The following is a 26,457-nucleotide window of genomic DNA, read 5'->3' as shown; positions in this document are numbered from 1 at the left end:
GGGCGAGCACACTTACACTATCTCTGAAAAAGCAGGTAGCGAAAAAGGTGTAGAGTACGATAAAACTATTCACACTGTAACAGTAAAAGTTACAGACAACGGCCAAGGTCAACTTGTTGCAACTGCAACTAAGAACAACCCAACCTTCACCAACACTTATAAAGCAGCTACAACAAGTGCTACTATCACAGCTACTAAAGTCTTGAATGGTAAAGCTCTAGAAGCTGGTAAATATGAGTTTGAACTTAAAGAAGGTGACAAAGTAATCGGAACAGCTACAAACGCTGCAGACGGTACTGTTACTTTCGAAGATATCAAGTACGCAGCAGCAGGCAACCACACATACACTATCACTGAAAAAGCAGGTAGTGAAAAAGGTGTGACATACGACACTGCTAAACACGAAGTTAAGGTAGCAGTTACAGATAACGGTCAAGGCCAACTTGTTGCGACTGTAACTGACAACAACCCAACCTTCACCAACACTTATAAAGCTGCTTCAACAACTGTAAATATTACCGCTAAGAAAGTCTTAGAAGGTAAAGCCCTTGAAGCAGGCAAATATGAGTTTGAACTTAAAGAAGGTAACAAAGTAATTGGAACAGCTACAAACGCTGCAGACGGTACTGTTGCTTTCGAAGCAATTAAGTATGCAGCAGCAGGTGAGCACACTTACACTATCTCTGAAAAAGCAGGTAGCGAAGCAGGTGTGACATACGATAAATCTACTCACAATGTAACAGTAAACGTTACAGATAACGGTGCAGGCCAACTTGTTGCGACTGTAACTGACAACAACCCAACCTTCACAAACACTTATGTTGCGTCTTCAACACAAGTACCTTTCACAGCTAAGAAAGTCTTGAACGGTAAAGGTAAAGAACTTGCAGCAGGTCAGTTTAAGTTTGAACTTAAAGAAGGTGACAATGTAATCGAAACAGTTACAAATGCTGCAGACGGTACTGTTACTTTCAAAGCAATTGATTTCGCAAAAGCAGGTGTCTACACTTACACTATTACTGAAGTAAAAGGTGACGATGAGAATATCAAATATGATGAGAATTCTTACAAAGTGACAGTAACAGTGACAGATAATGGTGCGGGTCAACTTGTAACAACAGTTGAAGGTAACAACCCAACAATCACTAACACGTATACTGAACCGAAAAAAGAAGAACCTAAGGAAGATCCTAAGGGTGAGCAGCCTAAGGGAGATTTGCCAAACACTGGTGGAGCAGACTTTACAGCATTCTCTACTATTCTTGGTCTAGTTCTTGCAGCTTTGGCAGGACTTGTATACCGTGCTAAAAAAGTTGACTAATCTTAACTTTGAATAAAGCAAAATGATGGTGACCGTTTTACGGTCCCATCTTTTTGTTTTGGATATTTTATAATAATCTTCGCAACTCGTTCCCTTTTCCTTTAAAAAAATCAAAAATTTCGGTATAATAGTCAAAGATAGTCAAGGTTCAAAGAAGGAGTTTGATTTACTATGAGATTTAAAAATACATCAGATCATATCGAAGCCTATATCAAGGCGATTTTAGACCAGTCTGGTATCGTGGAATTGCAACGGAGCCAGTTAGCTGATACCTTTCAGGTTGTGCCTAGTCAGATCAACTATGTCATCAAGACACGTTTTACTGAAAGCAGAGGTTACTTGGTTGAGAGCAAGCGTGGTGGCGGAGGCTACATTCGCATCGGACGAATTGAGTTTTCTAATCATCATGAGATGCTCCGCGATTTGCTTTACTCGATTGGTGAGCGAGTTAGTCAGGAGATTTATGAAGATATTCTCCAGCTTTTGGTGGAGCAGGACTTGATGACCAAGCAGGAGATGACCTTGCTGACTTCTGTAGCAACTGATCGTGTCCTAGGGGAAGAATCCTCAGTTGTCCGTGCCAATATGCTCCGACAGCTATTACAAGAGGTAGATAGAAAAGAGAAGTAAGATGAACTATTCAAAAGCATTGAATGAATGTATCGAGAGTGCCTACATGGTTGCTGGCCATTTTGGAGCTCGTTATCTAGAGTCTTGGCATTTATTGATTGCCATGTCCAATCACAGTTACAGTGTGGCAGGTGCGACTCTAAATGATTATCCATACGAGATGGATCGTTTAGAAGAGGTTGCTTTAGAACTGACTGAAACGGACTATAGCCAAGACGAAACCTTTACGGAATTGCCCTTTTCCCATCGTTTGGAGCTTCTCTTTGCAGAAGCAGAGTATGTGGCTTCAGTGGTCCATGCTAAGGTGCTAGGGACAGAGCATGTCCTCTATGCGATTTTGCATGATGGTAATGCTTTGGCAACTCGCATCTTGGAGAGAGCAGGCTTTTCTTATGAAGACCAGAAAGATCAGGTCAGAATTGCTGCTCTTCGTCGCAATTTAGAGGAACGTGCAGGTTGGACAAGAGAAGACCTTAAGGCTTTGCGTCAACGCCATCGCACAGTTTCTGATAAGCAAAATTCCATGGCCAATATGATGGGCATGCCTCAGAATCCGAGCGGTGGTCTCGAGGACTACACACATGATCTGACGGAGCAAGCGCGCTCTGGCAAGTTAGAGCCAGTTATCGGTCGTGACAAGGAAATCTCACGTATGATTCAGATTTTGAGTCGAAAGACCAAGAACAATCCGGTCTTGGTTGGAGATGCTGGTGTCGGGAAAACAGCTCTGGCCCTTGGACTTGCCCAGCGTATTGCTAGTGGGGATGTACCTGCGGAAATGGCCAAGATGCGCGTTTTGGAGCTTGATTTGATGAATGTTGTTGCGGGGACACGTTTCCGTGGAGATTTTGAAGAGCGCATGAACAATATCATCAAGGATATCGAGGAAGATGGCAAAGTAATCCTCTTTATCGATGAACTTCACACCATCATGGGTTCTGGTAGTGGTATTGATTCGACGCTGGATGCGGCCAATATCTTAAAGCCAGCCTTGGCTCGTGGAACTTTGAGAACGGTTGGTGCCACCACTCAGGAAGAATACCAAAAACACATCGAAAAAGATGCGGCCCTTTCTCGTCGTTTTGCCAAAGTGACCATTGAAGAGCCAAGTCTAGCTGACAGCATGACCATTTTGCAAGGTTTGAAGGCTACCTATGAGAAACACCATCGTGTGCAAATCACAGATGAAGCTGTCGAAACAGCTGTTAAGATGGCACATCGTTACTTGACCAGTCGTCACTTGCCAGACTCTGCTATCGACCTCTTGGATGAGGCAGCAGCAACAGTGCAAAACAAATCCAAGCATGTGAAAGCAGACGAATCCGACTTGAGTCCAGCTGACAAGGCCTTGATGGATGGCAAGTGGAAACAAGTAGGCCAGCTAATCGCAAAAGAACAAGAATTGCCTGTCTATAAAGACTTGGTAACAGAATCTGAAATCCTGACCACCTTGAGCCGCTTGTCAGGGATCCCAGTCCAAAAGCTGACGCAAACAGATGCTAAGAAATACCTGAACTTGGAAGCGGAGTTGCACAAACGTGTCATTGGCCAAGATCAAGCTGTTTCAAGTATTAGCCGTGCTATTCGCCGCAATCAGTCAGGTATTCGCAGCCACAAGCGTCCAATTGGTTCCTTTATGTTCCTAGGACCGACGGGTGTCGGTAAGACCGAATTAGCCAAGGCTTTGGCAGAAGTTCTCTTTGATGACGAATCAGCCCTTATCCGCTTTGATATGAGTGAATATATGGAGAAATTTGCGGCTAGCCGTCTCAATGGAGCTCCTCCGGGCTATGTGGGCTACGAAGAAGGTGGGGAGTTGACCGAGAAGGTTCGCAACAAACCTTACTCAGTGCTCCTCTTTGATGAGGTAGAGAAGGCCCACCCAGATATCTTTAATGTTCTCTTGCAAGTCTTGGACGACGGTGTCTTGACAGATAGCAAGGGACGCAAGGTTGATTTTTCAAATACCATTATCATCATGACGTCAAACCTTGGTGCGACGGCTCTTCGTGATGACAAGACAGTCGGCTTTGGGGCCAAGGACATTCGTTTTGACCAGGAAAATATGGAAAAACGAATCTTTGAAGAGTTGAAAAAAGCTTATCGACCAGAGTTTATCAACCGTATTGATGAAAAGGTGGTCTTCCACAGTTTGGATAGCGACCACATGCAGGAAATTGTCAAGATTATGGTTAAACCATTGATTGCTAGCCTGGCAGAGAAGGGCATCGACTTGAAACTGCAAGCTTCAGCCCTGAAGTTGCTAGCTAGTCAAGGATATGATCCAGAAATGGGAGCCCGTCCACTTCGCAGAACCCTGCAAACAGAAGTGGAAGACAAGCTAGCAGAACTCCTTCTCAAGGGAGAACTGGTAGCAGGCAAAACCCTCAAAATCGGTGTCAAAGCCGGACAATTGAAATTTGATATTGCTTAAAAATGGAGAGTCAGGAGCAATCCTGATTCTTTTTTGCTACTTTTTTATAAAAAATGATAAAAAACTATTGACAAAATAAAAATATAGTATATAATAAAAACATAGAAAAATAAAAATATCAAAAATTATAAAAAGGTAAACGTTTATGAAAAAGAAAACAGCAGTGGTATTTGGGACCTTTGCCCCTCTCCATCAAGGGCATATCGACCTGATCCAGAGAGCGAAGCGCCAGTGTGATCAGGTCTGGGTAGTCGTTTCAGGCTACGAGGGAGACCGAGGGGAGCAGATAGGCTTAAGTCTTCAAAAAAGATTTCGCTATATAAGAGAGGCTTTTCGTGACGATGAGTTGACCTCTGTCTGCAAACTGGATGAGACCAACCTTCCCCGTTACCCTATGGGCTGGCAGGAGTGGTTGGACCAGATGTTATCGGAGATTTCCTACGATGAAGCCCATCAAGAACTGATCTTTTTTGTGGGAGAAGATGAATACCAGCAAGAGCTATCTAAACGTGGATTTGGCACTGTCTTACAAGAAAGAAAGTTTGGAATCTCAGCGACTATGATTCGAGAAAATCCAAGCAAATATTGGAAATATATTGCTCAGCCCTTCCGTCGTCAGTTTACTAAGAAAGTGTTGATTATGGGAAGTGCCAGCAATGGGAAGACTACTCTAGCCAAGGATTTGGCAAGGTATTACGATGCGCCCGTTAGCCTGGAATACGCACGTGAGTACCAGATCAAAAACAATGTCCGCGACGATGAATTGACTCCAAAGGATTACTACTATCTCCTTTTAGGGCAGTATGACCAGACCTCTAAGTTAATTGACAGTAATGCCAATCGAGGTTTAGTAATAGCTGACACCAACTCCTTAGTAACCAAGGGCTACTATGATTATTACATGGAGACTGAGGACCAAGGGGACTTATCAGGAGAAACCTTTGACAATCTTTTTGTTTCGATCTTGGCTAAGGAAAAATGGGACTTGATTCTCTTTGTGCAACCTGTCGGCTCCTATGTCAATGACGGGTTTAGAGATATGACCATGGCAGAAGACCGTATTCGTCACAGTTTTTCCCAGCATTTGGACCAGATGAGGGAGAGATACTTAACGACCATTCCTTTAGTTTATCTAGCGGAGGATTATCTAGGCAATTATGAAGCAGCAAAAGTGGCTATTGATGCCATTTACCAAGCAGATTAGGAGAAAATTATGAAAACAGTAACTAAAAAAATCACACAATTTATCGAAAATTTTAAAAATGTCCATGCAGAAGCCCGCAAAATCGGTTTTGTAGGAACCATGCGTTTGCTCTGGAAAGATCTATTTGTCGGCCGTAGTCTTTTCCAGTGGTTGTATCTCATCGCCTTGTCGAGTGTTCCCTTGATCTTGGAATTCACACAAAATACGGAAAGTCATGACTGGCTGAGCTTGTTTGCATCCTGGACTGGGATTGTCTGTGTTATCTTGGTAGCAGAAGGTCGTGCAAGCAATTATCTCTTTGGGGCTATTAACTCGGCTATCTATTTGATTTTAGCCATGAATGCGACTTTTTATGGCGAAGTCTTGACGACTGTTTACTTCTTTGTCATGCAGCCGATTGGTCTCTATGCTTGGCTGTCCAATCGTATCAATGACCAAGGAAAACCAGAAGAATCCCACTTTGAAGCTAAGAAATTATCTGTTCTTGACTGGCTCAAGTACTTGGCCTTGACTGCCATTATCTGGATTGGTATGGGCTTGGCTTATCAAAGTATCCATAGTGCTCGCCCTTTCCGTGATAGTGTAACCGATGCGACTAATGGTGTTGGTCAGCTCTTGATGACACGTCTCTACCGTGAGCAATGGATTTTCTGGATTGCAACCAATCTCTTTAGTATTTATCTCTGGTGGGGTGAAAATATCCACATCCAAGGGATGTACTGGGTTTACACACTCAATAGTCTAGTGGGATGGTACCAATGGACCAAGGCAGTTCGAAAGGAGGCATAAGATGGCAGACACAAAGATTCCAGCCGGGATGACGGAAAAAGAATATTATGAAATCCATGCCAGTCAGGAGGAGTTTTTAGACTGGTACTACAAGCAGGAACTCCCTCAATATGAAAAACCAAGTGTGACAGTGGATATGGTAGCCTACTGCTTTGTCGAAGGAAAGATCAAGCTCCTGCTAATCCGTCGCAAGGCTCACCCTTATCAAAACTGTTTGGCTTTGGTTGGAGGCTTTATGGACAAGGGAGAAGATGCTGCACATGCCTGTCAGCGCGAGGTGAGAGAAGAAGTCAATCTCGGTCTACCTTTGGAGAAAATCGAGCAATTGATGACGGTATCGACCCCCGGTCGTGATCCACGGGGCTGGACAGTGACCATTGCCCACTTGGTGTACCTACCTAGTCGTGCCTTGGACCTCGTTCAGGCAGGTGACGATGCCAAGGATGTCGTTTTCGTAGATGTCGATTTTCAGACAGGCAAATGCTACCTAGATGGAGTGGAGCTGGAGGAGCAAGCCTTCGCCTTTGACCATTATGCCATTATCCAAGAATCCATCAAACGAATCCAAGGCCGTCTCGACTGGAATCCGACCTTCCTTTATCTGTTGGAGGAGGAGTTCACTGTTTACGAAGGAACTGAACTAGTCAATCTCATCAACCCCGGTCGCCCAATCGTCAGCAATAACTTTCTCGTAAAATACGGTGAATACGTAGAAGAAGCTGGACTCAAACGAGTACCTAAAAAGAAACCAAGAAAAACCTATCGATTGAAATAAAAAGTGAGGTCGGGACCAAAATCCCGACCTCTTTGTTTGCCCTTATTAAGTTACCTTGTTGTTGCGACTGTTTTTATTTTAGAACAATGCAAGCGATTATAAAAGTAGGGGTAAAAAATGACTCTAATCTAGGAAATTTTCTATTTTTTCGTTTCGATTACGAATGGAGATAGTAGAGAGAAATTTTTTAAAATAGTTTCTCTAAATAGTTGACAGATTCAAAGCTCAATGTTACAATTATATTACAAAAAGATTTCTTAACGTTTCAAAAATGTTACAAAGGAGTAGAAAAATGAAAAAGAAAACCTATATCAAATTGATGGCAGCGACTGTATTGGCTTCTACCTTGCTACTGGGAGCTTGTGGAAATAAAAACGAATCCACTCAAACCAGTAGCTCTGCAAAAACAAGTCAATCATCAAGTTCTAAAGCAGCTTCTTCTAGCAAAGAAAGTAAGACTCAAAAATCTTCAAGCTCAGCTTCATCTGAAAAGGCTCAGGCATCTTCTGGTCAGTCTTCTACAACGGCAGATCAGTCACAAGCGAAACCAGCACCTGAATCAAGACAAGAACAAGCAGCTCCTAGTCAACAAGCCCCATCTCAGGCACCTTCAACTCAGCAAGGTTCTCAAGCCCAGTCTAACCAGTCAGGCTATGATCCAACAACTGACCGCCAACTTCAAGACAAGCAAGCCGAACACAACAAACGCTACAAGGGTGTTTTAACCATGGTCGATGGTGATTTCTCAGCAGCTGCAGGCAACTGGAAGGGAGCAAATGGCGAAACTATTACGGTTTCATCAGGGGGCCAATTCACAGTAGAAACTGCAGATGGAAAGAAAGAAAACTATTCTATCAGAGGCTACTCTTACACTCTTGATGATGGCAAGTATAATGCCAAAATCGGTGGAGGAAAAATCATCCAAATTACAACAGGTGCGGATGGTAAAGTTTCGAGTGTTGCCTTGATTCAATAATAGTATCTAGGATTTCCTAGGATAAAAAAACCGTAAACTCCAAGCGAGTTACGGTTTTTTGTGTATTATGCTTTGTCTAATTGCAAGAGGGCTTCAATCTCTGCTAGGGTGCTAGCTTGTGAAATGGCTCCACGAAGTTTAGCAGCGCCAGATGTCCCCCGGAGGTAGTGAGGAGCGAGGCCGCGGAATTCACGAACGGCTACGTTTTCTCCTTTGAGGTTAATCAAGCGTTTCAAATGTTCGTAGGCGATTTTCATCTTGTCTTCAAATGTCAAGTCAGGGAGAATTTCTCCTGTTTCAAAGTAGTGGTTGATCTGGTTGAAGAGATAGGGGTTTCCCATGGCTGCGCGACCAATCATGACAGCGTCAGCACCGACTTCTTCGATACGCTGTTTGGCTTCTTGGACCGTACGAATGTCACCGTTGGCGATAAATGGAATCTTTGTCAGGGCTTGGGCTACGTCGTGCAAGGTCTCAAGGTCAGCGTGGCCTGTATACATTTGTTCGCGGGTGCGGCCATGCATAGCGAGAGCAGAGACACCTGCAGCCTCAGCAGCTAGGGCATTCTCCACGGCTAGGGATGGATCAGACCATCCCGTACGCATTTTGACGGTGAGGGGGATATCAAGGACAGATTGGACCTTGTTGATGATAGAGTAGATCTTGTCTGGATCCTTGAGCCACATAGCGCCAGCTTCGTTTTTCACGATTTTGTTAACTGGGCAGCCCATGTTGATATCGACGATATCGGTCTTAGTGTTTTCTTGGATGAATTCTGCTGCGCGAGCGAGGCTGTCTTCATCACTACCAAAAAGTTGGATAGAGACTGGGTTTTCGCCTTCATCGATATGAAGCATATGAAGAGTTTTTTCGTTGTTGTATTGGATTCCCTTGTCAGAGACCATTTCCATTACAACGAGTCCAGCCCCAAGCTCTTTTGCGATGGTACGAAAGGCTGAGTTGGTGACACCAGCCATGGGTGCTAAAACAGTACGATTGGGAATCTCAACATTGCCAATCATAAAGGGTGTATTAAGATTTGTCATGAATGAGTTCCTCCAGGTCGTTTTCATCAAAGTTATAAGTTGTTTGGCAGAATTGACAAGTAATTTCTGCCTCATGGTCTTCCTCTTTCATTTCCTCAAGGTCTGAATTTGGAAGGCTGGCAAGAGCGTTCATAAAACGGTCTTTGCTGCAGTCACATTGGAAACGGATTTCTTCTTCAGATAGGCGTTTGTAGGATTCGTCACCATAGATAGCCTTGAGGAGAGCTTCGATATGGTCGTCGCTTTCCAGAAGGGTTGAGATAGCTGGCATTTCTTGGATGCGTTTTTCAAAGCGAGCAATCTCTTCTTCCTTGGCTCCTGGCAAGACTTGGAGAAGAAAACCTCCAGCAACTTTGACCTTGTCGTCTTCGTCTAAAAGGACATTAAGCCCCACAGCTGAAGGGGTTTGTTGACTTTCTGTCAGGTAATAGGCCAAGTCTTCACCGATTTCCCCAGAGATGAGGGGAGTCATGGAGTTGTAGGGATTTCCAGTACCGTAGTCTGTGATAACGAGGAATTGACCGTTTCCGACAAAAGGTCCGACTAGGACTTCACCTGTTGCGGTCTTTTTGATGTCAACGCCAGGATTTTGCACATAGCCTTTGACGTTTCCCTTAGTATCTGCAACTGTGATGATGGCGCCGAGAGAGCTAGTTCCAAGAACTTTAACCGTTAGCTTGGTATTTCCTTTTTCATTGGCTGCGAGAATTTGGCTAGCGATAAGGGTACGACCAAGTGCGACAGTTGAACTGGCTTGAGTTTGATGTTTTTCTTGAGCAGTGCGGACGGTTTCCGTGCTGTCAAGAACAAAAGCACGAAAGGCTCCGCTTTCTGATATAGTTTTAATAATTTTATCCATAGCTACTATTTTAGCATAAAAATGCCTAAAGGGGGAGTCGTGTGTTTGCTGTTTCTGAGGAATAATGACGAGGAAATTAGCTTTAAAATAAAATGAAAAACAGATTATTTCCGCATTTGAAAGATTTATGCTATGCTTGTAGGAGAAAATGAAAGGGGTAACAAATGTATTTAGGTGATTTGATGGAAAAAGCCGAATCTGGTCAATTTTTAGTCCTTTCCTTTCTATTACAAGATTCGCAGACAACAGTCAAGAAAGCCATGGAAGAAACAGGATTTTCAAAGGCGACCTTAACCAAGTATATCTCTCTGATTAACGAAAATGCCTTGGAAAGAGGACTAGAGCTGACCATCCACTTGGAAGATGAAAATCTGCGTTTGTCGATTGGTGCAGCTACCAAGGGGAGAGAGATTCGGAGCTTGTTTCTAGATAATGCCATTAAGTACCAAATTTTGGTTTACCTTCTCTATCACCAACAGTTCCTAGCCCATCAACTGGCTCAAGAATTGATGATTAGCGAGGCCACGCTTGGTCGTCACTTAGCTAGTCTAAATCATATTTTGTCAGAGTTTGACTTATCCATCCAAAATGGTCGTTGGCGAGGTCCAGAGCATCAGATTCGTTACTTTTATTTCTGCCTTTTCCGCAAGGTCTGGTCCAGTCAGGAGTGGGAAAGTCATATGCAGAAAGCGGAGAGAAAGCAGGATATTGCTACCCTAGAAGAAATCTGCGGTTCTAGCTTGTCTTCGGGTCAGAAATTGGACTTGGTTCTCTGGAATCATATCAGTCAACAGCGCCTTCGGGTTAACGCCTGTCAGTTTCAAGTCATAGAAGAAAAAATGCGAGGGTATTTTGACAATATTTTCTATCTTCGTTTGCTTAGAAAGACTCCTTCTTTTTTTGGTGGCCAGCACATTCCTCTAGGAACTGAGGATGGGGAGATGATGATTTTCTTCTCTTTCCTCCTTTCTCATCGCATTTTGCCCCTTCATACTATGGAGTATATTCTTGGTTTTGGAGGGCAATTAGCCGATTTGTTGACGCAATTGATTCAAGAAATGAAGAAGGAGGAGTTGCTGGGGGACTATACAGAGGACCATGTCACCTATGAACTGAGTCAGCTTTGTGGTCAAGTTTATCTCTACAAGGGCTATATCTTGCAAGATCGCTACAAGTATCAGATTGAGCATCGGCACCCTTATTTGCTGATGGAGCATGACTTTCGAAATATTGCTCAGAAAATTTTTGCCACCTTGCCAGCCTTTCATCAGGGGACGGATTTGGATAAGAAAATCCTCTGGGAATGGCTTCAGTTGATGGAGTATATGGCAGAAAATATAGGAAAACATCTGAGAATAGGGCTAGATCTAACAGCAGGCTTCCTTGTTTTTTCGAGAATGTCGGCCCTTTTAAAACGATATTTGGAATACAATCGTTTTATTGCTATTGAAGCCTATGACCCCAGTCGACATTATGATTTATTGGTTACCAACAACCCCATTCATAAGAAAGAACAGACTCCGGTCTATTATTTAAAAAATGATTTGGATATGGAAGATTTGGCGAAGATTCGTCAGATGCTCTTTGCTTAAAAGGCCTGAGTTTTCAGGTCTTTTTTGTGAAATTCGCACAATCTCCTCACTTTTTTTTAAAATTTTAAAAAAATTGATAAACAAGAAAGCGCTTTATTTTGTATACTAGTTACTGTAAAGAGGAACCCCCTCAAGATTTTATCAGGAGGACAGCACATGTCACAAGAAAAATACATCATGGCTATTGACCAAGGAACTACTAGTTCTCGCGCCATCATTTTTAACAAAAAAGGAGAAAAGGTCAGCTCTAGTCAAAAAGAGTTCACTCAGATTTTCCCTCAAGCAGGTTGGGTTGAGCACAATGCCAATGAAATTTGGAACTCTGTTCAGTCAGTTATTGCGGGTGCTTTCATCGAAAGTGGTGTGAAACCAAGCCAAATCGAGGCAATCGGGATTACCAACCAACGTGAAACAACTGTCGTCTGGGATAAGAAAACAGGGCTCCCTATCTATAATGCTATCGTTTGGCAATCACGCCAAACTGCTCCTCTAGCTGAACAACTGAAAAATCAAGGTTATGTGGAAAAATTCCATGAAAAGACGGGTTTGATCATCGATGCTTACTTCTCTGCTACCAAGGTTCGTTGGATTTTAGACCATGTAGAAGGCGCTCAAGAGCGAGCAGAAAAGGGTGAATTGCTCTTTGGTACTATCGATACTTGGTTGGTTTGGAAATTGACTGACGGTGCAGCTCACGTAACTGACTACTCAAACGCAGCTCGTACCATGCTCTATAACATCAAGGATCTTAAATGGGATGATGAGATTTTGGAAATCCTCAACATTCCGAAGGCCATGCTCCCAGAAGTTCGTTCTAACTCTGAAATCTACGGCAAGACTGCTCCATTCCATTTCTACGGTGGAGAAGTGCCAATTTCAGGTATGGCTGGGGACCAACAGGCAGCCCTCTTCGGTCAGTTGGCCTTTGAACCTGGTATGGTCAAGAATACTTATGGAACAGGTTCTTTCATCATTATGAACACTGGTGAAGAGATGCAGTTGTCTGAAAACAACCTTTTGACAACGATTGGTTACGGAATCAACGACAAGGTTTACTATGCCTTGGAAGGTTCTATCTTTATCGCAGGAAGTGCCATTCAGTGGCTTCGTGATGGACTTCGCATGGTGGAAAACTCACCAGAGTCCGAAAAATATGCTCTCAATTCTCACAACAATGACGAAGTTTATGTCGTACCTGCCTTTACAGGTCTAGGGGCTCCATACTGGAACCAAAATGCTCGTGGTTCGGTCTTTGGCTTAACTCGTGGAACAAGCAAAGAAGACTTTATCAAGGCAACTTTGCAATCTATCGCTTATCAAGTACGTGACATCATCGACACCATGCAAGTGGATGCTCAGACTGCTATTCAAGTCCTCAAAGTCGACGGCGGTGCAGCTATGAACAACTTCCTCATGCAGTTCCAGGCTGACATCTTGGGAATTGATATCGCACGCGCTAAAAACTTGGAAACAACTGCCTTAGGTGCGGCTTTCCTAGCTGGTTTGGCAGTGGGTTACTGGAAGGATTTGGACGAGTTGAAACTCTTGAACGAGACAGGAGAACTCTTTGAGCCATCCATGAACGAATCGCGCAAGGAACAACTCTACAAGGGCTGGAAGAAGGCTGTGAAAGCAACGCAAGTCTTTGCGGAAATCGATGACTAATAACAACTAATACTGGGAGAATAAATCGACTCAGTTAGAAAGTGTGTAAATATGGAATTTTCAAAGAAAACACGTGAATTATCAATTAAAAAAATGCAGGAACGCACCCTGGACCTTTTGATTATCGGTGGAGGGATTACAGGAGCTGGTGTAGCCTTGCAGGCGGCAGCCAGTGGTCTTGACACTGGTTTGATTGAAATGCAGGACTTCGCAGAAGGAACATCAAGCCGTTCAACAAAATTGGTCCACGGAGGTCTGCGTTATCTCAAACAATTCGACGTGGAAGTAGTGTCAGATACAGTTTCTGAACGTGCAGTAGTCCAACAAATCGCTCCACATATTCCAAAACCAGATCCAATGCTCTTGCCAGTTTACGATGAGGATGGAGCGACCTTTAGCCTTTTCCGTCTCAAAGTAGCCATGGACTTGTACGACCTTTTGGCAGGTGTTAGCAATACACCAGCTGCTAACAAGGTCTTGAGCAAGGAAGAAGTCTTGGAACGCCAGCCAAACTTGAAGAAAGAAGGTTTGGTAGGAGGTGGGATTTATCTTGACTTCCGTAACAACGATGCGCGTCTCGTGATTGAAAATATCAAACGTGCCAACCAAGACGGTGCTCTCATTGCCAACCACGTTAAGGCAGAAGGCTTCCTCTTTGACGAAAGTGGCAAGATTACAGGTGTTGTAGCTCGTGATTTGTTGACAGACCAAGTCTTTGAAATCAAGGCTCGTCTGGTTATCAACACGACAGGTCCTTGGAGCGACAAGGTACGTAATTTGTCAAATAAGGGAACCCAATTCTCACAAATGCGTCCAACTAAGGGAGTTCACTTGGTAGTGGATTCCAGCAAGATCAAGGTTTCACAGCCAGTTTACTTTGACACAGGTTTGGGTGACGGTCGTATGGTCTTTGTTCTCCCACGTGAAAACAAGACTTACTTTGGTACAACGGATACAGACTACACAGGCGATTTGGAACATCCAAAGGTGACGCAGGAAGATGTAGATTACCTACTTGGTATTGTCAACAACCGCTTCCCAGAAGCAAACATTACCATTGATGATATCGAAAGCAGCTGGGCTGGTCTTCGTCCATTGATTGCAGGCAATAGCGCTTCTGACTACAATGGAGGAAATAACGGAACCATTAGCGATGAGAGCTTCAATAGCTTGATTGCGACTGTCGAAGCTTATCTCTCGAAAGAAAAAACGCGTGAAGATGTTGAGTCTGCTGTCAGCAAGCTTGAAAGCAGTACATCCGAGAAACATTTGGATCCATCTGCAGTTTCTCGTGGTTCGAGCTTGGATCGTGATGACAATGGCCTTTTGACCCTTGCTGGTGGTAAAATCACAGACTACCGTAAGATGGCTGAAGGAGCTATGGAGCGCGTGGTTGATATCCTCAAAGCAGAATTTGACCGTAGCTTTAAACTCATCAACTCGAAGACTTACCCTGTTTCAGGTGGAGAATTGAACCCAGCAAATGTGGACTCAGAAATTGAAGCCTTTGCTCAACTTGGAGTTTCACGTGGTTTGGATAGCAAGGAAGCTCACTATCTGGCAAATCTTTACGGTTCAAATGCACCGAAGGTCTTTGCCCTTGCTCACAGCTTGGAACAAGCGCCAGGACTCAGCTTGGCAGATACCTTGTCCCTTCACTATGCAATGCGCAATGAGTTGGCTCTGAGCCCAGTTGACTTCCTCCTTCGCCGTACCAACCACATGCTCTTTATGCGTGATAGTTTGGATAGCATTGTGGAGCCAGTTCTGGATGAAATGGGACGATTCTATGATTGGTCAGAAGAAGAAAAAGCAGCCTACCGTGCGGATGTCGAAGCAGCTCTTGCTCAAAACGATTTGGCAGAACTAAAAAATTAAGAAAAACTAGAAGAGAGGGAGGGTAGCATTCCTTGTCGCTCGCCCCTTCTTTTAAATGGAGACAAAGATATGATGAAAGAATTATTTGGAGAATTTTTGGGGACTTTAATCCTTATCCTCCTAGGAAATGGTGTTGTAGCAGGTGTGGTTCTTCCTAAAACCAAGAGCAACAATTCAGGATGGATTGTGATTACTATGGGATGGGGAATTGCTGTAGCCGTTGCGGCCTTTGTATCTGGCACGCTCAGTCCAGCCCACCTAAATCCAGCTGTGACGTTTGCTATGGCCTTAAAAGGAACGCTCTCTTGGGGTTCTGTTTTCCCATATATCCTAGCCCAATTCGCAGGAGCGATGGTGGCTCAGATTTTGGTTTGGTTGCAATTCAAACCACATTATGAGGCAGAAGAAAACGCAGGAAATATCCTAGCAACCTTCAGTACTGGCCCTGCCATCAAGAACACAGTATCCAACTTGGTTAGCGAAATCCTTGGCACCTTTGTTTTGCTCTTGACAATCTTTGCCTTGGGACTCTATGACCTTCAGGCAGGATTAGGGACCTTTGCAGTGGGAACGTTGATTGTCGGTATCGGTCTTTCACTAGGTGGGACAACGGGTTATGCCTTGAACCCAGCTCGTGACCTTGGACCTCGCATCATGCACAGCATCTTACCAATTCCAAACAAGGGAGACGGAGACTGGTCTTATGCTTGGATTCCTGTTGTAGGACCTATCCTCGGAGCGTCCCTAGCAGTTCTCGTATTTTCACTTTTCTAAGATAAAAGAGTGATTGGCAACAGAGTTTGAGATGGAAATCTCAGGCTCTTTTTTGATGGCCAAAACATTAATATTTTAACTTATCTTAAAATAAGCTAAAATCAATTTTTAAGTTATGGTAAACAGTTGAAAAAAAGGTTGATAAAGTGGTAAAATGTTAGGAAGATAAGGCAGTAATTGCTGATTTGCATAGCTTTTCTGAAAATTTACAAAAAAAGAAGTCGAATATGAAAAAAAAGAGAACATTTTATATTTTTTGTGTTCAAACATTTCTGTATTTCGTTATTTTGCTTGGTTTGCTTTATTTTTTTAGTTACCTTGGACAGGGGCAAGGTGGCTTTATCTATAACGAATTTTAACTCAAAGGAGAAAACCTATTGTGTCAAATAAATCCATAGTTGATATGATTGAAACGATTGAGCACTTTGCTCAGACACAAGCCAGTTATCCAGTTTACAATGTTTTGGGGCAAGAGCATACTTATGGTGATCTGAAGGCTGATTCGGATAGTTTGGCTGCAGCTATCGACCAACTAGGCTTGCCTGAGAAATCTCCAGTCGTCGTTTTTGGTGGTCAGGAATATGAGATGTTGGCTACCTTTGTAGCGCTAACTAAGTCAGGTCATGCCTACATTCCAATTGACAGCCATTCGGCCTTGGAACGAGTTTCTGCTATCGTAGAAGTTGCAGAGCCAAGTTTGATTATTGCTATCTCAGATTTTCCATTAGAGCAAACTAGCACACCGATGCTGAATTTAAAGCAAGTCCATGAAGCTTTTGCTCAAGCTTCCAGCTACGAGATGACCCATCCAGTCAAGGGAGATGACAACTACTACATTATCTTTACTTCTGGTACGACCGGTAAGCCTAAGGGAGTGCAGATTTCCCATGACAATCTCCTCAGCTTTACCAACTGGATGATTACAGATAAGGAATTTGCGACACCAAGTCGTCCACAAATGCTGGCCCAACCACCCTACTCTTTTGACCTATCTGTCATGTACTGGGCACCGACCTTGGCACTTGGTGGCACGCTTTTCGCTCTTCCTTCAGCCATTACTCAGGACTTCAAAAAACTCTTTGCGACCATCTTTTCCTTGCCAATCGCTATCTGGACCTCGACGCCTTCCTTTGCAGATATGGCCATGTTGTCAGAAGACTTTAATAGTGAGAAAATGCCAGGAATCACGCATTTCTACTTTGATGGTGAAGAATTGACGGTCAAAACAGCTCAAAAACTGCGCGAGCGATTCCCAAATGCTCGTATTATCAATGCCTACGGACCAACAGAAGCGACAGTAGCCCTATCAGCAGTTGCCGTAACAGACGAAATGTTGAAGACTCTCAAACGCCTACCAATCGGCTATACCAAGGCGGATTCTCCAACCTTTATCATTGATGAGGAAGGGAAGAAAGTTCCAAATGGTGAACAGGGAGAAATCATCGTTTCTGGGCCAGCTGTTTCAAAAGGTTATATGAATAATCCTGAAAAAACAGCAGAAGCTTTCTTTGAATTCGAAGGTCTGCCGGCCTACCACACAGGGGATGTAGGAACTATGACAGATGAGGGCTTGCTTCTCTACGGTGGACGGATGGACTTCCAGATTAAGTTTAATGGTTATCGTATTGAGCTTGAAGATGTTTCGCAAAATCTTAATAAGTCTCGCTTTATAGAATCAGCTGTTGCTGTCCCACGCTATAACAAGGATCACAAGGTACAAAATTTACTGGCCTATGTCATCTTAAAAGATGGTGTTCATGAGCAGTTTGAACGGGATATCGATATAACCAAGGCTATCAAGGGAGACTTGGCTGATATCATGATGTCCTATATGATGCCGTCTAAATTCCTATACCGAGACAGCTTACCGCTGACTCCTAATGGTAAGATTGACATCAAGGGCTTGATTAACGAGGTAAACAGCCGATGATGGAATTTTTCAAACAGTTTCCTCATTTGGAACCTTATGGGAATCCACAGTATTTTCTATACATCATCGGTGCGACCTTGCCCATCTTTATCGGCCTCTTTTTCAAGAAACGTTTTGCCTTGTACGAGGTGCTTGTTAGTCTTTTCTTTATCCTAGCCATGTTGACAGGTGGGAAGACGGATCAAATCAGTGCTCTCCTCCTTTATGTCGTTTGGCAGTTACTACTTGTTTTTTTCTACAAAAGGTACAGGAAAAAGCGGGATAGTCAGTGGGTGTTTTATCTGGTTAGCTTTTTATCTTTATTGCCAATTATCTTTGTGAAAGTAGCTCCTTCTATTCATGCTCCCCAGTCCTTGCTTGGCTTTTTGGGAATCTCATACTTGACTTTTCGTTCTGTTGGGATGATCATCGAGCTGAGAGATGGGGTGATTAGGGATTTCACCTTGTGGGAATTTCTCCGTTTTCTTCTCTTTATGCCGACCTTCTCAAGTGGTCCCATTGATCGTTTTAAACGCTTCAATGAAAATTATCAGACTATTCCTGAGCGGGATGAGTTGATGGATATGCTGGAAGAGGCTGTCAAGTATATCATGCTTGGCTTTCTATATAAGTTTATCTTGGCCCATATTCTAGGAGAGATTTTGCTACCTCCTTTAAAGAACTTGGCCCTGCAGACTGGTGGCTTCTTTAACCATTATGCCCTAGCGGTCATGTACACCTTTGGTTTGGAATTGTTCTTTGATTTTGCAGGCTACTCTATGTTTGCCTTAGCCATTTCAAACTTAATGGGGATTCGTAGTCCTATAAACTTCAACAAGCCTTTTTTATCAAGGGATTTAAAGGAATTTTGGAATCGTTGGCACATGAGCCTGTCTTTTTGGTTCCGTGACTTTGTCTTTATGCGGATGGTCATGGTGTTGACTAGAAAGAAGGTCTTTAAGAATCGCAATGTGACTTCAAGTGTCGCCTATATTGTAAATATGTTGATTATGGGATTTTGGCACGGAGTGACCTGGTACTACATCGCCTACGGACTCTTTCATGGGATTGGACTGGTCATCAATGACGCTTGGGTTCGCAAGAAAAAAGCACTCAATAAAGAACGCAAAAAAGCTGGGAAGGCTGCTTTACCTGAGAATCGCTGGATTCAGTTGCTTGGCATGGTTGTCACCTTCCATGTCGTCATGTTTTCATTCTTGATCTTTTCTGGATTCTTGAATGATTTGTGGTTTAAAAAATAAAAGGAAATAAAATATGGATATCAAATCAGAAGTTATCGAAATTATTGATGAGTTGTTTATGGAAGATGTTTCTGACATGATGGATGAGGACCTCTTTGATGCAGGTGTCTTGGATAGCATGGGAACGGTTGAATTGATTGTTGAGATTGAAAATCGTTTTGACATTCGTGTCCCAGTGACGGAGTTCGGTCGTGATGACTGGAATACGGCTAATAAAATCGTAGCAGGTATTACGGAGTTGCAGAATGCTTAAGCGTTTGTGGTTAATCTTTGGCCCTTTGCTTCTTGCTAGTTTTCTTGTTTTCTTACTGATCTTTTTCTATCCAAACAATCCGAGTCATAATTTGACTGAAGAAAAATATTCTGCTGCAGCGATTAGTTCGGAGAGCTTTAAAGAGAGAAGCCAAAAAGTAAGAGCCTTTACGGAACCCAATATGCGCTTTATTCCCTTTTTTGGCTCAAGTGAGTGGATTCGTTTTGATAGCATGCATCCTGCGGTCTTGGCGGAGAAATATAGTCGCCCCTACCGGCCCTACTTTTTGGGACAAGCAGGAGCGGCCTCTCTCAATCAGTATTTCGGTATGCAGCAAATCTTACCAGAAATCGAGGAAAAACAGGCGGTATTTGTCATTTCCCCTCAGTGGTTTACAGAGGAGGACTATGAGCCAGCCTTTTTCCAAAACTACTTTAACAACGATCAGTTGACAGCCTTTCTAGAAAATCAATCGGGAGATATAGGAGCCAAACATGCGGCTAAACGTCTCTTAAAGCAAAATCCAGGAGTCTCTATGAAGGGCATCGTTGAGAAGCTGTCAAAGGGTGAGGAATTATCAGAGGTTGATCATGCTATTATCAAGGCTTTTGCACGTTTTAATGAGCGTCAGGCTTCGCTATTTGGACAATTTTCCATTCGAGGAAAACTCAAGTACAAGGAACATGTGGAGAACTATTTAAAAGATCTTCCGGATCAATTTTCTTATGAGGAGTTAGAAAAAATTGCTCGAAAGGATGCAGAAGCCAATACCAATAACAACGATATGGGAATTGAAAATCAATTTTATAAGACCCAGGTGAAAGACTACCTCGAGAAGTATAAGGGCTATCAAAAAAATTACAATTTCCTCAAGTCGTCTGAATACAATGATTTGCAGTTGGTTCTCAATCAATTTGCCAAATCAAAGGTCAATGTCCTTTTTGTGATCCAGCCTGTCAATAAAAAATGGATGACCCATACAGGGCTCAGCGAGGAAATGTACCAACATGCTGTTGAAAAAATTCGTTACCAGTTAGAAAGTCAAGGTTTCACCAACATTGCTGACTTTTCTAAAAAAGGTGGAGATCCCTACTTTGTCAAGGATACGATTCACATTGGTTGGTTGGGTTGGCTAGCTTTTGATAAGGTTGTCAATCCCTTCTTAACGGATCCGACCCCAGCTCCAGACTATAAAATGAATGACCGCTTCTTCAGCAAGGACTGGGCGACCTATGATGGAAAGATCAAAGATTTTCAATAGATTAAGAAAAAACTTGAACTTTTTGGTTCAAGTTTTTTTGTTAAATAGCGAATATTTGAGAGAGAAATAGGTCAAAAGTTTAAATTTTTTCAGAAATAGCGTATAATGTAATAGAAAAGAAGAAAAGAAGAAAAGAAGAAAAGAAAGGGATTTTAAAATGAACAAACGTTCTTTGTTACCTGTCTTGTCGACAGCCCTGTTAGCTCCAGCCTTCTTAGCTGGACAAGTCTATGCTGAAGAAGCAACTGCCCCTGCAGAAAGTTCAGCTGTCGTAGCGACTCCAGCTACGTCGGCGACTCCAGCTCCTGTTGAGAGCCCTGCGGTACCGGAAACTTCGGCAACTTCAGAAGCAGATGCACCAGCAGAAGCTCCGTCAGCTCCTGCTGAATCTCCTAAAAGCGAAGAAAAGGACACTGTTATCTTACACACCAATGATGTCCACGGTCGTATCGTAGAGGAAAAGGGAGTTATTGGAGATGCTAAGTTAGCGACTGTCATCGAGCAGGAACGCACGAAATCAAATCAAACGACTCTCGTCGTAGATGCGGGAGACGCTTTCCAAGGTTTACCGATTTCCAACTCTACAAAGGGTGAAGCACGCGCCGAAATTCTCAATAAGATGCAGTATGATGCCATGGCAGTAGGAAACCATGAGTTTGACTTTGGTTTAGACGAAGCTAAAAAATACAAGGAAATCTTGAAATTCCCATTACTTAGCTCAAATACCTACGTCAATGGCGCCCGTCTCTTTGAAGCTTCTACAATCGTTGATAAAGATAAGACTGTGGAAGGTGATGAGTTTGTTGTAATCGGCGTGACAACACCTGAAACAGCTACCAAAACTCACCCTAAAAATGTCAAAGGGGTAACCTTTACAGATCCAATCTCCGAGGTGAATAAGGTCATCGAAGAAGTTCAAGCTAAGGCTCGTGCAGAAGGTAAGGACTACAAACACTATGTCGTACTGGCTCACTTGGGTATTGATACTACAACTCCAGTCGAATGGCGTGGCTCAACTTTGGCAGAAGCCTTGTCTAAAAACCCTCGTTTGAAAGGAAAACGCGTAACAGTAATCGATGGTCACTCTCATACAGTAGAATCAACAACCTATGGAGATAATGTTACCTATAACCAGACAGGAAGCTACCTTCATAATGTAGGGAAAATCACCTACAAATCACGTCAGCTTTTGGGCAATCCAACTCAGATTCCGGCTACTGATGCTAAAAAATTACCAGCTAATCCAACAGTTGAAAAACTAGTCAAAGACATTAAACAAAAATACGATGCTGAAAATGCTGTTGAAGTCGTTTCAAACAGCCCTGTAGAACTCAATGGAGATCGTGAAAATGTTCGGGTTCGTGAAACTAACCTCGGAAATGTCGTAGCGGACTCTCTCTATCAGTATGGTCAAACAGGATTTAGCCATCCGACTGACATCGCTGTGACAAATGGCGGTGGCTTGCGTGAAACTATTGCAAAAGGCAAACCGATCACTAAAGGAAATGTCATTGCCGTTCTTCCATTTGGAAATACCATCTCACAAATCCAAGTGACGGGGCAACAAGTTTTGGATATGTTTGAAAAATCACTCGGATCTATCTTGCAGGTCGATAAGGATGGCAAGAAGGTCTTGGATGAGAACGGGCAACCATTGTTGGAGCCAAGTGGTGGTTTCTTGCAAGTTTCAGGTGTGAAGGTCTACTATGATACCAACCTACCATCAGGCAAACGTGTCTTGGCCATCCAGGTCAAAAACCGCACGACTGGTCGTTATGATCTTCTAGACCTCGCAAAAACCTACTATCTTGCAACCAATGATTTCCTAGCTGCAGGTGGCGATGGCTATACGATGTTAGGTGGTGCGCGAGAAGAAGGTCCTTCTATGGATGCAGCCTTTGAAGAGTATCTGAAAACCGCTGATTTGACCCAGTATGAAAAGATCAATCCGAACTCACGGACGATTTCTGTGGATTCTAAAAACTTTAGTCTACCAGTAGAAACGCCTCAAACGAATGCGCCTGCTAACGATGCGACTACAAATGTGCCATTGACTTATGAGGTGGCAGGTCAATTTAGCAAGAAGGCAGTTGTCTCAGAAAAAGCTCTCCCAAATACAGGAAGTGAACAATCCATCTTCTTGCTCTTGATGGGAATGGTAGCTGGTTTGGCAGGTATCTTATCGAGCCGAAAACCAAAGCTAAAATAGGTTAAATTTCACATCTAGAAGAGTCTAGGGAAACGTTTTTACGCCTTTTTCCCTTGACTCTTTTTTGGTTTATGATATAATTAACCAGTAAAGAATCGGCGGCTATCTATGTTTTTTACGAAAAGATAGCTTGGGAAGGAGTAACACATGAGACAGCTTGCACAGGAAATCGATAACTTTTTAAACGAGGTGATCTTGAGATCTGAGAACCAGCATGAAATTCTGATTGGGCATTGCACAAGTGACGTAGCCTTGACCAATACTCAGGAACACATCCTCATGCTCTTGTCAGAAGAATCCTTAACCAACTCGGAGTTGGCTCGTCGTCTCAATGTCAGTCAGGCGGCAGTGACCAAGGCTATCAAGTCTTTAGTCAAAGAGGGTATGTTAGAGACATCCAGAGATCCAAAGGATGCGCGTGTGATCTTTTATCAACTGACAGAGCTAGCTCGACCAGTAGCGGCGGAGCATCATCACCACCATGAGCACACGCTCTCAGCCTATGAACAAGTAGCAAATCAGTTTACTCCAAATGAACAAGAAGTCATCCAGCGGTTTTTAACTGCTTTAGTAGGAGAAATCAAATAATGAGGTATATTACAGTAGAGGACTTATCTTTCTATTATGACAAAGAACCTGTCCTCGAGCATATCAACTACAGTGTTGATAGTGGGGAGTTTGTTACCCTGACTGGTGAAAATGGAGCTGCCAAGACGACGCTGATCAAGGCTAGTCTAGGCATCTTGCAGCCAAGATTTGGCAAGGTAACAATCTCAAAAACAAATACTCATGGTAAAAAGCTTAGGATAGCTTATCTTCCCCAGCAGATTGCCAGTTTTAATGCTGGCTTTCCAAGTACGGTTTATGAATTTGTCAAGTCGGGTCGTTATCCGCGAAAGGGCTGGTTCCGTCGTTTGAATGCCCACGATGAGGAGCATATCAAGGCTAGTCTAGACTCAGTTGGTATGTGGGAACACCGTGATAAACGGATTGGTTCCCTCTCGGGAGGACAAAAGCAACGAGCAGTTATTGCTCGGATGTTTGCTTCTGACCCAGATATTTTTGTCTTGGATGAGCCGACGACAGGGATGGATGCGGGAAGCAAAAATGAATTTTACGAGCTCATGCACCACAGTGCCCACCATCATGGCAAGGCTGTTTTGATGATTACCCATGACCCTGAGGAGGTCAAGGACTATGCGGATCGCAATATCCATCTAGTGCGCAATCAAGACTCGCCATGGCGTTGTTTCAACGTTCATGAAAGCGACCAGGAGGTGGAACATGCTTAGTTTGTTATCTTATGACTTCATGCAGCGTGCCTTCTTGGCGGTCATTGCCATGAGTCTCTTTTCTCCGGTTCTTGGGACTTTCCTTATCTTACGTCGTCAGAGTCTCATGAGCGATACCCTCAGTCACGTTTCTCTATCAGGAGTAGCCTTTGGTCTGGTTTTGGGGATTTCTCCAACTATTTCAACCATCGCTATTGTCTTAATCGCTGCGGTCTTTCTAGAGTATCTCCGGACAGTCTATAAGAACTTTATGGAAATCGGGACTGCCATCCTCATGTCAACAGGACTTGCAGTGTCTCTTATCGTGATGAGTAAGGGGAAAAGTTCGAGTTCAATGAGTTTGGACCAATACCTCTTTGGGTCTATTGTGACCATTAGCCAGGAGCAGGTGCTATTCCTCTTTGCCATTGCTGCGGTCGTTTTGCTCTTGACTTTCTTATTCTTACGTCCCATGTACATCCTGACTTTTGATGAGGACACGGCCTTTGTGGATGGCTTGCCAGTTCGTACCATGTCTATCCTCTTTAACATGGTGACAGGGGTGGCGATTGCCCTTATGATTCCTGCAGCAGGAGCTCTTCTGGTGTCGACTATTATGGTCTTGCCGGCTAGTATTGCCCTTCGTCTGGGGAAAAACTTTAAATCCGTTATGTTACTAGCCAGCGCTATTGGTTTTTTGGGAATGGTGGCAGGACTTTATATTTCCTACTATGCGGAAACACCTGCCAGCGCTAGTATCACCATTATCTTTGTAGCTGTCTTTTTGTTAGTCAGTCTATTGAAACGTTTTATCAAATAGGAGAATGAAATGAAAAAACTGAGCTTACTACTAGCTAGTCTATGTGCCTTGTTTTTAGTGGCTTGTTCCAATCAAAAACAGGCAGATGGGAAGCTAAATATCGTGACAACCTTTTACCCTGTCTACGAATTTACCAAGCAAGTCGCAGGAGATACTGCTAATGTAGAACTCCTCATCGGTGCTGGTACAGAACCTCATGAATACGAACCGTCTGCCAAGGCAGTTGCCAAAATCCAAGACGCAGATACCTTTGTCTATGAAAATGAAAATATGGAAACATGGGTTCCTAAATTGCTAGAATCCTTGGATAAGAAAAAGGTGAAAATCATCAAGGCGACAGGTGATATGCTCCTCTTGCCAGGTGGTGAGGAAGAAGAGGAAGGGCATGATCATGACGGTGAGGGTCACCATCACGACTACGATCCCCATGTTTGGCTTTCACCAGCACGCGCCATCAAACTGGTAGAGCATATCCGTGACAGCTTGTCAGCAGATTATCCTGATAAAAAAGAGACTTTTGAGAAGAATGCAGCTGCCTATATTGAAAAATTGCAAGCATTGGATAAGGCCTACACAGATGGCTTGTCTCAAGCCAAACAAAAGAGCTTTGTGACCCAGCACGCTGCCTTTAACTACCTTGCCTTGGACTACGGTCTCAAGCAAGTATCCATCTCAGGTCTCTCACCAGATGCAGAACCATCAGCAGCACGTTTGGCAGAATTGACCGAGTATATCAAGAAAAACAAGATTTCTTATATCTACTTTGAAGAAAATGCCTCACAAGCCCTCGCCAATACACTTTCAAAAGAAACAGGTGTCAAACTAGATGTGCTCAATCCGCTAGAAAGTCTGACAGAAGAAGCAACCAAGGCTGGTGAGGACTATATCTCCGTGATGGAGAAAAACCTCAAGGCTTTGAAACAAACAACGGACCAAGAAGGACCAGAAATCGAGCCAGAGAAGGAAGAAAACACCAAGACAGTTCACAATGGTTACTTTGAGGATGCAGAAGTCAAAGATCGTACCTTGAGTGACTATGTTGGCAACTGGCAGTCGGTCTATCCTTTCCTTGAGGATGGAACTTTTGATCAAGTCTTTGACTACAAGGCTAAGTTGACTGGCAAGATGACCAAGGATGAGTACAAGGCCTACTATAGAAAAGGCTATCAGACAGATGTGACCAAAATCAACATCACGGACAACACTATGGAATTTGTTCAAGGTGGCCAAAGCAAGAAATTCACCTATAAGTATGTCGGCAAGAAAATCTTGACTTATAAGAAAGGCAATCGTGGCGTGCGCTTCCTCTTTGAAGCAACAGATGCGGACGCTGGACAGTTCAAGTACGTTCAGTTTAGTGACCACAATATCGCCCCAGTCAAGGCAGAACATTTCCATATCTTCTTTGGAGGTACTAGCCAAGAAGCCCTCTTTGAAGAGATGGATAACTGGCCAACCTACTACCCAGATAACCTATCTGGCCAAGAAATCGCCCAAGAAATGTTGGCGCATTGATGCAAGAGAGAATC

At 43.4% G+C, this 26,457-nt stretch carries 23 protein-coding genes; 21 read left to right on the top strand and 2 right to left on the bottom strand.

From position 1 onward, the window contains the following. From HMPREF1115_RS04725 to HMPREF1115_RS04695, 7 genes are all read left to right on the top strand, one after another. A partial coding sequence (locus HMPREF1115_RS04725; protein ID WP_000430833.1) for a Spy0128 family protein occupies positions 1–1,321 on the top strand: 1,321 nt, incomplete at its 5' end. A gap of 171 nt (positions 1,322–1,492) precedes the next feature. Next, positions 1,493–1,951 (top strand): CtsR family transcriptional regulator, encoded by a 459-nt coding sequence (locus HMPREF1115_RS04720; RefSeq protein ID WP_001211258.1) that lies wholly within the window; start codon positions 1,493–1,495, stop codon positions 1,949–1,951. Position 1,952: 1 nt separating this feature from the next. Continuing rightward, positions 1,953–4,385, top strand: a complete 2,433-nt coding sequence (locus HMPREF1115_RS04715; RefSeq protein WP_001109660.1) for an ATP-dependent Clp protease ATP-binding subunit — start codon at positions 1,953–1,955, stop codon at positions 4,383–4,385. Positions 4,386–4,530: 145 nt separating this feature from the next. Beyond that, positions 4,531–5,589, top strand: coding sequence for an AAA family ATPase (locus HMPREF1115_RS04710; RefSeq protein ID WP_000730561.1), 1,059 nt, complete (start codon positions 4,531–4,533; stop codon positions 5,587–5,589). A gap of 9 nt (positions 5,590–5,598) precedes the next feature. Further along, positions 5,599–6,378 (top strand): nicotinamide riboside transporter PnuC, encoded by a 780-nt coding sequence (gene pnuC, locus HMPREF1115_RS04705; protein WP_000860152.1) that lies wholly within the window; start codon positions 5,599–5,601, stop codon positions 6,376–6,378. 1 nt (position 6,379) lies between these two features. After that, positions 6,380–7,153: an NUDIX domain-containing protein gene (locus HMPREF1115_RS04700; RefSeq protein WP_000785842.1), complete on the top strand. Its 774-nt coding sequence runs from the start codon at positions 6,380–6,382 to the stop codon at positions 7,151–7,153. Between the two features lie 292 nt (positions 7,154–7,445). Continuing rightward, entirely contained in the window at positions 7,446–8,129 is a 684-nt protein-coding gene (locus tag HMPREF1115_RS04695; RefSeq protein ID WP_000730897.1) for a hypothetical protein, read from the top strand. A gap of 65 nt (positions 8,130–8,194) precedes the next feature. On the opposite strand, the gene dusB is transcribed toward HMPREF1115_RS04695, so the two are convergent. Together dusB and hslO are read right to left on the bottom strand one after the other, a co-directional pair. Continuing rightward, positions 8,195–9,175, bottom strand: coding sequence for a tRNA dihydrouridine synthase DusB (gene dusB, locus HMPREF1115_RS04690; RefSeq protein ID WP_000183315.1), 981 nt, complete (start codon positions 9,173–9,175; stop codon positions 8,195–8,197). After that, complete coding sequence (gene hslO, locus HMPREF1115_RS04685; RefSeq protein ID WP_000357856.1) at positions 9,162–10,034, bottom strand: Hsp33 family molecular chaperone HslO; 873 nt, start codon at positions 10,032–10,034, stop codon at positions 9,162–9,164. The genes dusB and hslO overlap by 14 nt, the downstream gene beginning before the upstream one ends. Positions 10,035–10,198: 164 nt before the next feature. Between hslO and HMPREF1115_RS04680 the strand changes: the two genes are divergently transcribed. The 14 genes from HMPREF1115_RS04680 to HMPREF1115_RS04615 all read left to right on the top strand — a co-directional run bounded on the left by HMPREF1115_RS04680 (position 10,199) and on the right by HMPREF1115_RS04615 (position 26,443). Next, complete coding sequence (locus HMPREF1115_RS04680) at positions 10,199–11,626, top strand: helix-turn-helix domain-containing protein (protein ID WP_000280559.1); 1,428 nt, start codon at positions 10,199–10,201, stop codon at positions 11,624–11,626. A 156-nt stretch (positions 11,627–11,782) separates the two neighbouring features. Further along, on the top strand, positions 11,783–13,291 hold the full coding sequence (glpK, locus tag HMPREF1115_RS04675; RefSeq protein ID WP_000076791.1) for a glycerol kinase GlpK: 1,509 nt from the start codon (positions 11,783–11,785) through the stop codon (positions 13,289–13,291). 51 nt (positions 13,292–13,342) lie between these two features. Then, entirely contained in the window at positions 13,343–15,169 is a 1,827-nt protein-coding gene (gene glpO, locus HMPREF1115_RS04670; protein WP_000395891.1) for a type 1 glycerol-3-phosphate oxidase, read from the top strand. A 69-nt stretch (positions 15,170–15,238) separates the two neighbouring features. Next, positions 15,239–15,943, top strand: coding sequence for an MIP/aquaporin family protein (locus tag HMPREF1115_RS04665; protein WP_000975174.1), 705 nt, complete (start codon positions 15,239–15,241; stop codon positions 15,941–15,943). Between the two features lie 227 nt (positions 15,944–16,170). After that, positions 16,171–16,302 (top strand): teichoic acid D-Ala incorporation-associated protein DltX, encoded by a 132-nt coding sequence (locus tag HMPREF1115_RS04660; RefSeq protein WP_000730287.1) that lies wholly within the window; start codon positions 16,171–16,173, stop codon positions 16,300–16,302. A gap of 20 nt (positions 16,303–16,322) precedes the next feature. Beyond that, entirely contained in the window at positions 16,323–17,873 is a 1,551-nt protein-coding gene (gene dltA / locus HMPREF1115_RS04655; RefSeq protein WP_002882089.1) for a D-alanine--poly(phosphoribitol) ligase subunit DltA, read from the top strand. After that, positions 17,870–19,114 carry a D-alanyl-lipoteichoic acid biosynthesis protein DltB gene (gene dltB, locus HMPREF1115_RS04650; RefSeq protein WP_000969713.1) on the top strand — a complete coding sequence of 415 codons (1,245 nt, stop codon included), beginning with the start codon at positions 17,870–17,872 and terminating at the stop codon, positions 19,112–19,114. The genes dltA and dltB overlap by 4 nt, the downstream gene beginning before the upstream one ends. A 13-nt stretch (positions 19,115–19,127) precedes the next feature. Further along, entirely contained in the window at positions 19,128–19,367 is a 240-nt protein-coding gene (gene dltC / locus HMPREF1115_RS04645) for a D-alanine--poly(phosphoribitol) ligase subunit DltC (RefSeq protein WP_000351969.1), read from the top strand. Further along, on the top strand, positions 19,360–20,628 hold the full coding sequence (gene dltD / locus HMPREF1115_RS04640) for a D-alanyl-lipoteichoic acid biosynthesis protein DltD (protein ID WP_000919847.1): 1,269 nt from the start codon (positions 19,360–19,362) through the stop codon (positions 20,626–20,628). Before dltC ends, dltD begins: the two co-directional genes overlap by 8 nt. A 157-nt stretch (positions 20,629–20,785) precedes the next feature. Next, positions 20,786–22,837: a cell surface ecto-5'-nucleotidase Nt5e gene (nt5e, locus tag HMPREF1115_RS04635; RefSeq protein ID WP_001042695.1), complete on the top strand. Its 2,052-nt coding sequence runs from the start codon at positions 20,786–20,788 to the stop codon at positions 22,835–22,837. A 147-nt stretch (positions 22,838–22,984) separates the two neighbouring features. Then, the gene (gene adcR / locus HMPREF1115_RS04630; RefSeq protein ID WP_001249325.1) at positions 22,985–23,425 is read left to right on the top strand and encodes a zinc-dependent transcriptional regulator AdcR; all 441 of its coding nucleotides are present in this window, start codon (positions 22,985–22,987) and stop codon (positions 23,423–23,425) included. Beyond that, complete coding sequence (locus HMPREF1115_RS04625) at positions 23,425–24,129, top strand: metal ABC transporter ATP-binding protein (protein ID WP_001269483.1); 705 nt, start codon at positions 23,425–23,427, stop codon at positions 24,127–24,129. The genes adcR and HMPREF1115_RS04625 overlap by 1 nt, the downstream gene beginning before the upstream one ends. Beyond that, positions 24,122–24,928, top strand: coding sequence for a metal ABC transporter permease (locus HMPREF1115_RS04620; protein WP_000950027.1), 807 nt, complete (start codon positions 24,122–24,124; stop codon positions 24,926–24,928). The genes HMPREF1115_RS04625 and HMPREF1115_RS04620 overlap by 8 nt, the downstream gene beginning before the upstream one ends. A gap of 9 nt (positions 24,929–24,937) precedes the next feature. Further along, entirely contained in the window at positions 24,938–26,443 is a 1,506-nt protein-coding gene (locus tag HMPREF1115_RS04615; RefSeq protein WP_000736539.1) for a zinc ABC transporter substrate-binding protein AdcA, read from the top strand. Positions 26,444–26,457 lie beyond the last annotated feature (14 nt).

This window comes from Streptococcus oralis SK610 (assembly GCF_000257455.1).
In the GTDB taxonomy this organism is placed as follows: domain Bacteria; phylum Bacillota; class Bacilli; order Lactobacillales; family Streptococcaceae; genus Streptococcus; species Streptococcus oralis_CB.
Note: the sequence above shows the minus strand (reverse complement) of the source record. Positions and strands in the feature narration are given on the sequence as shown.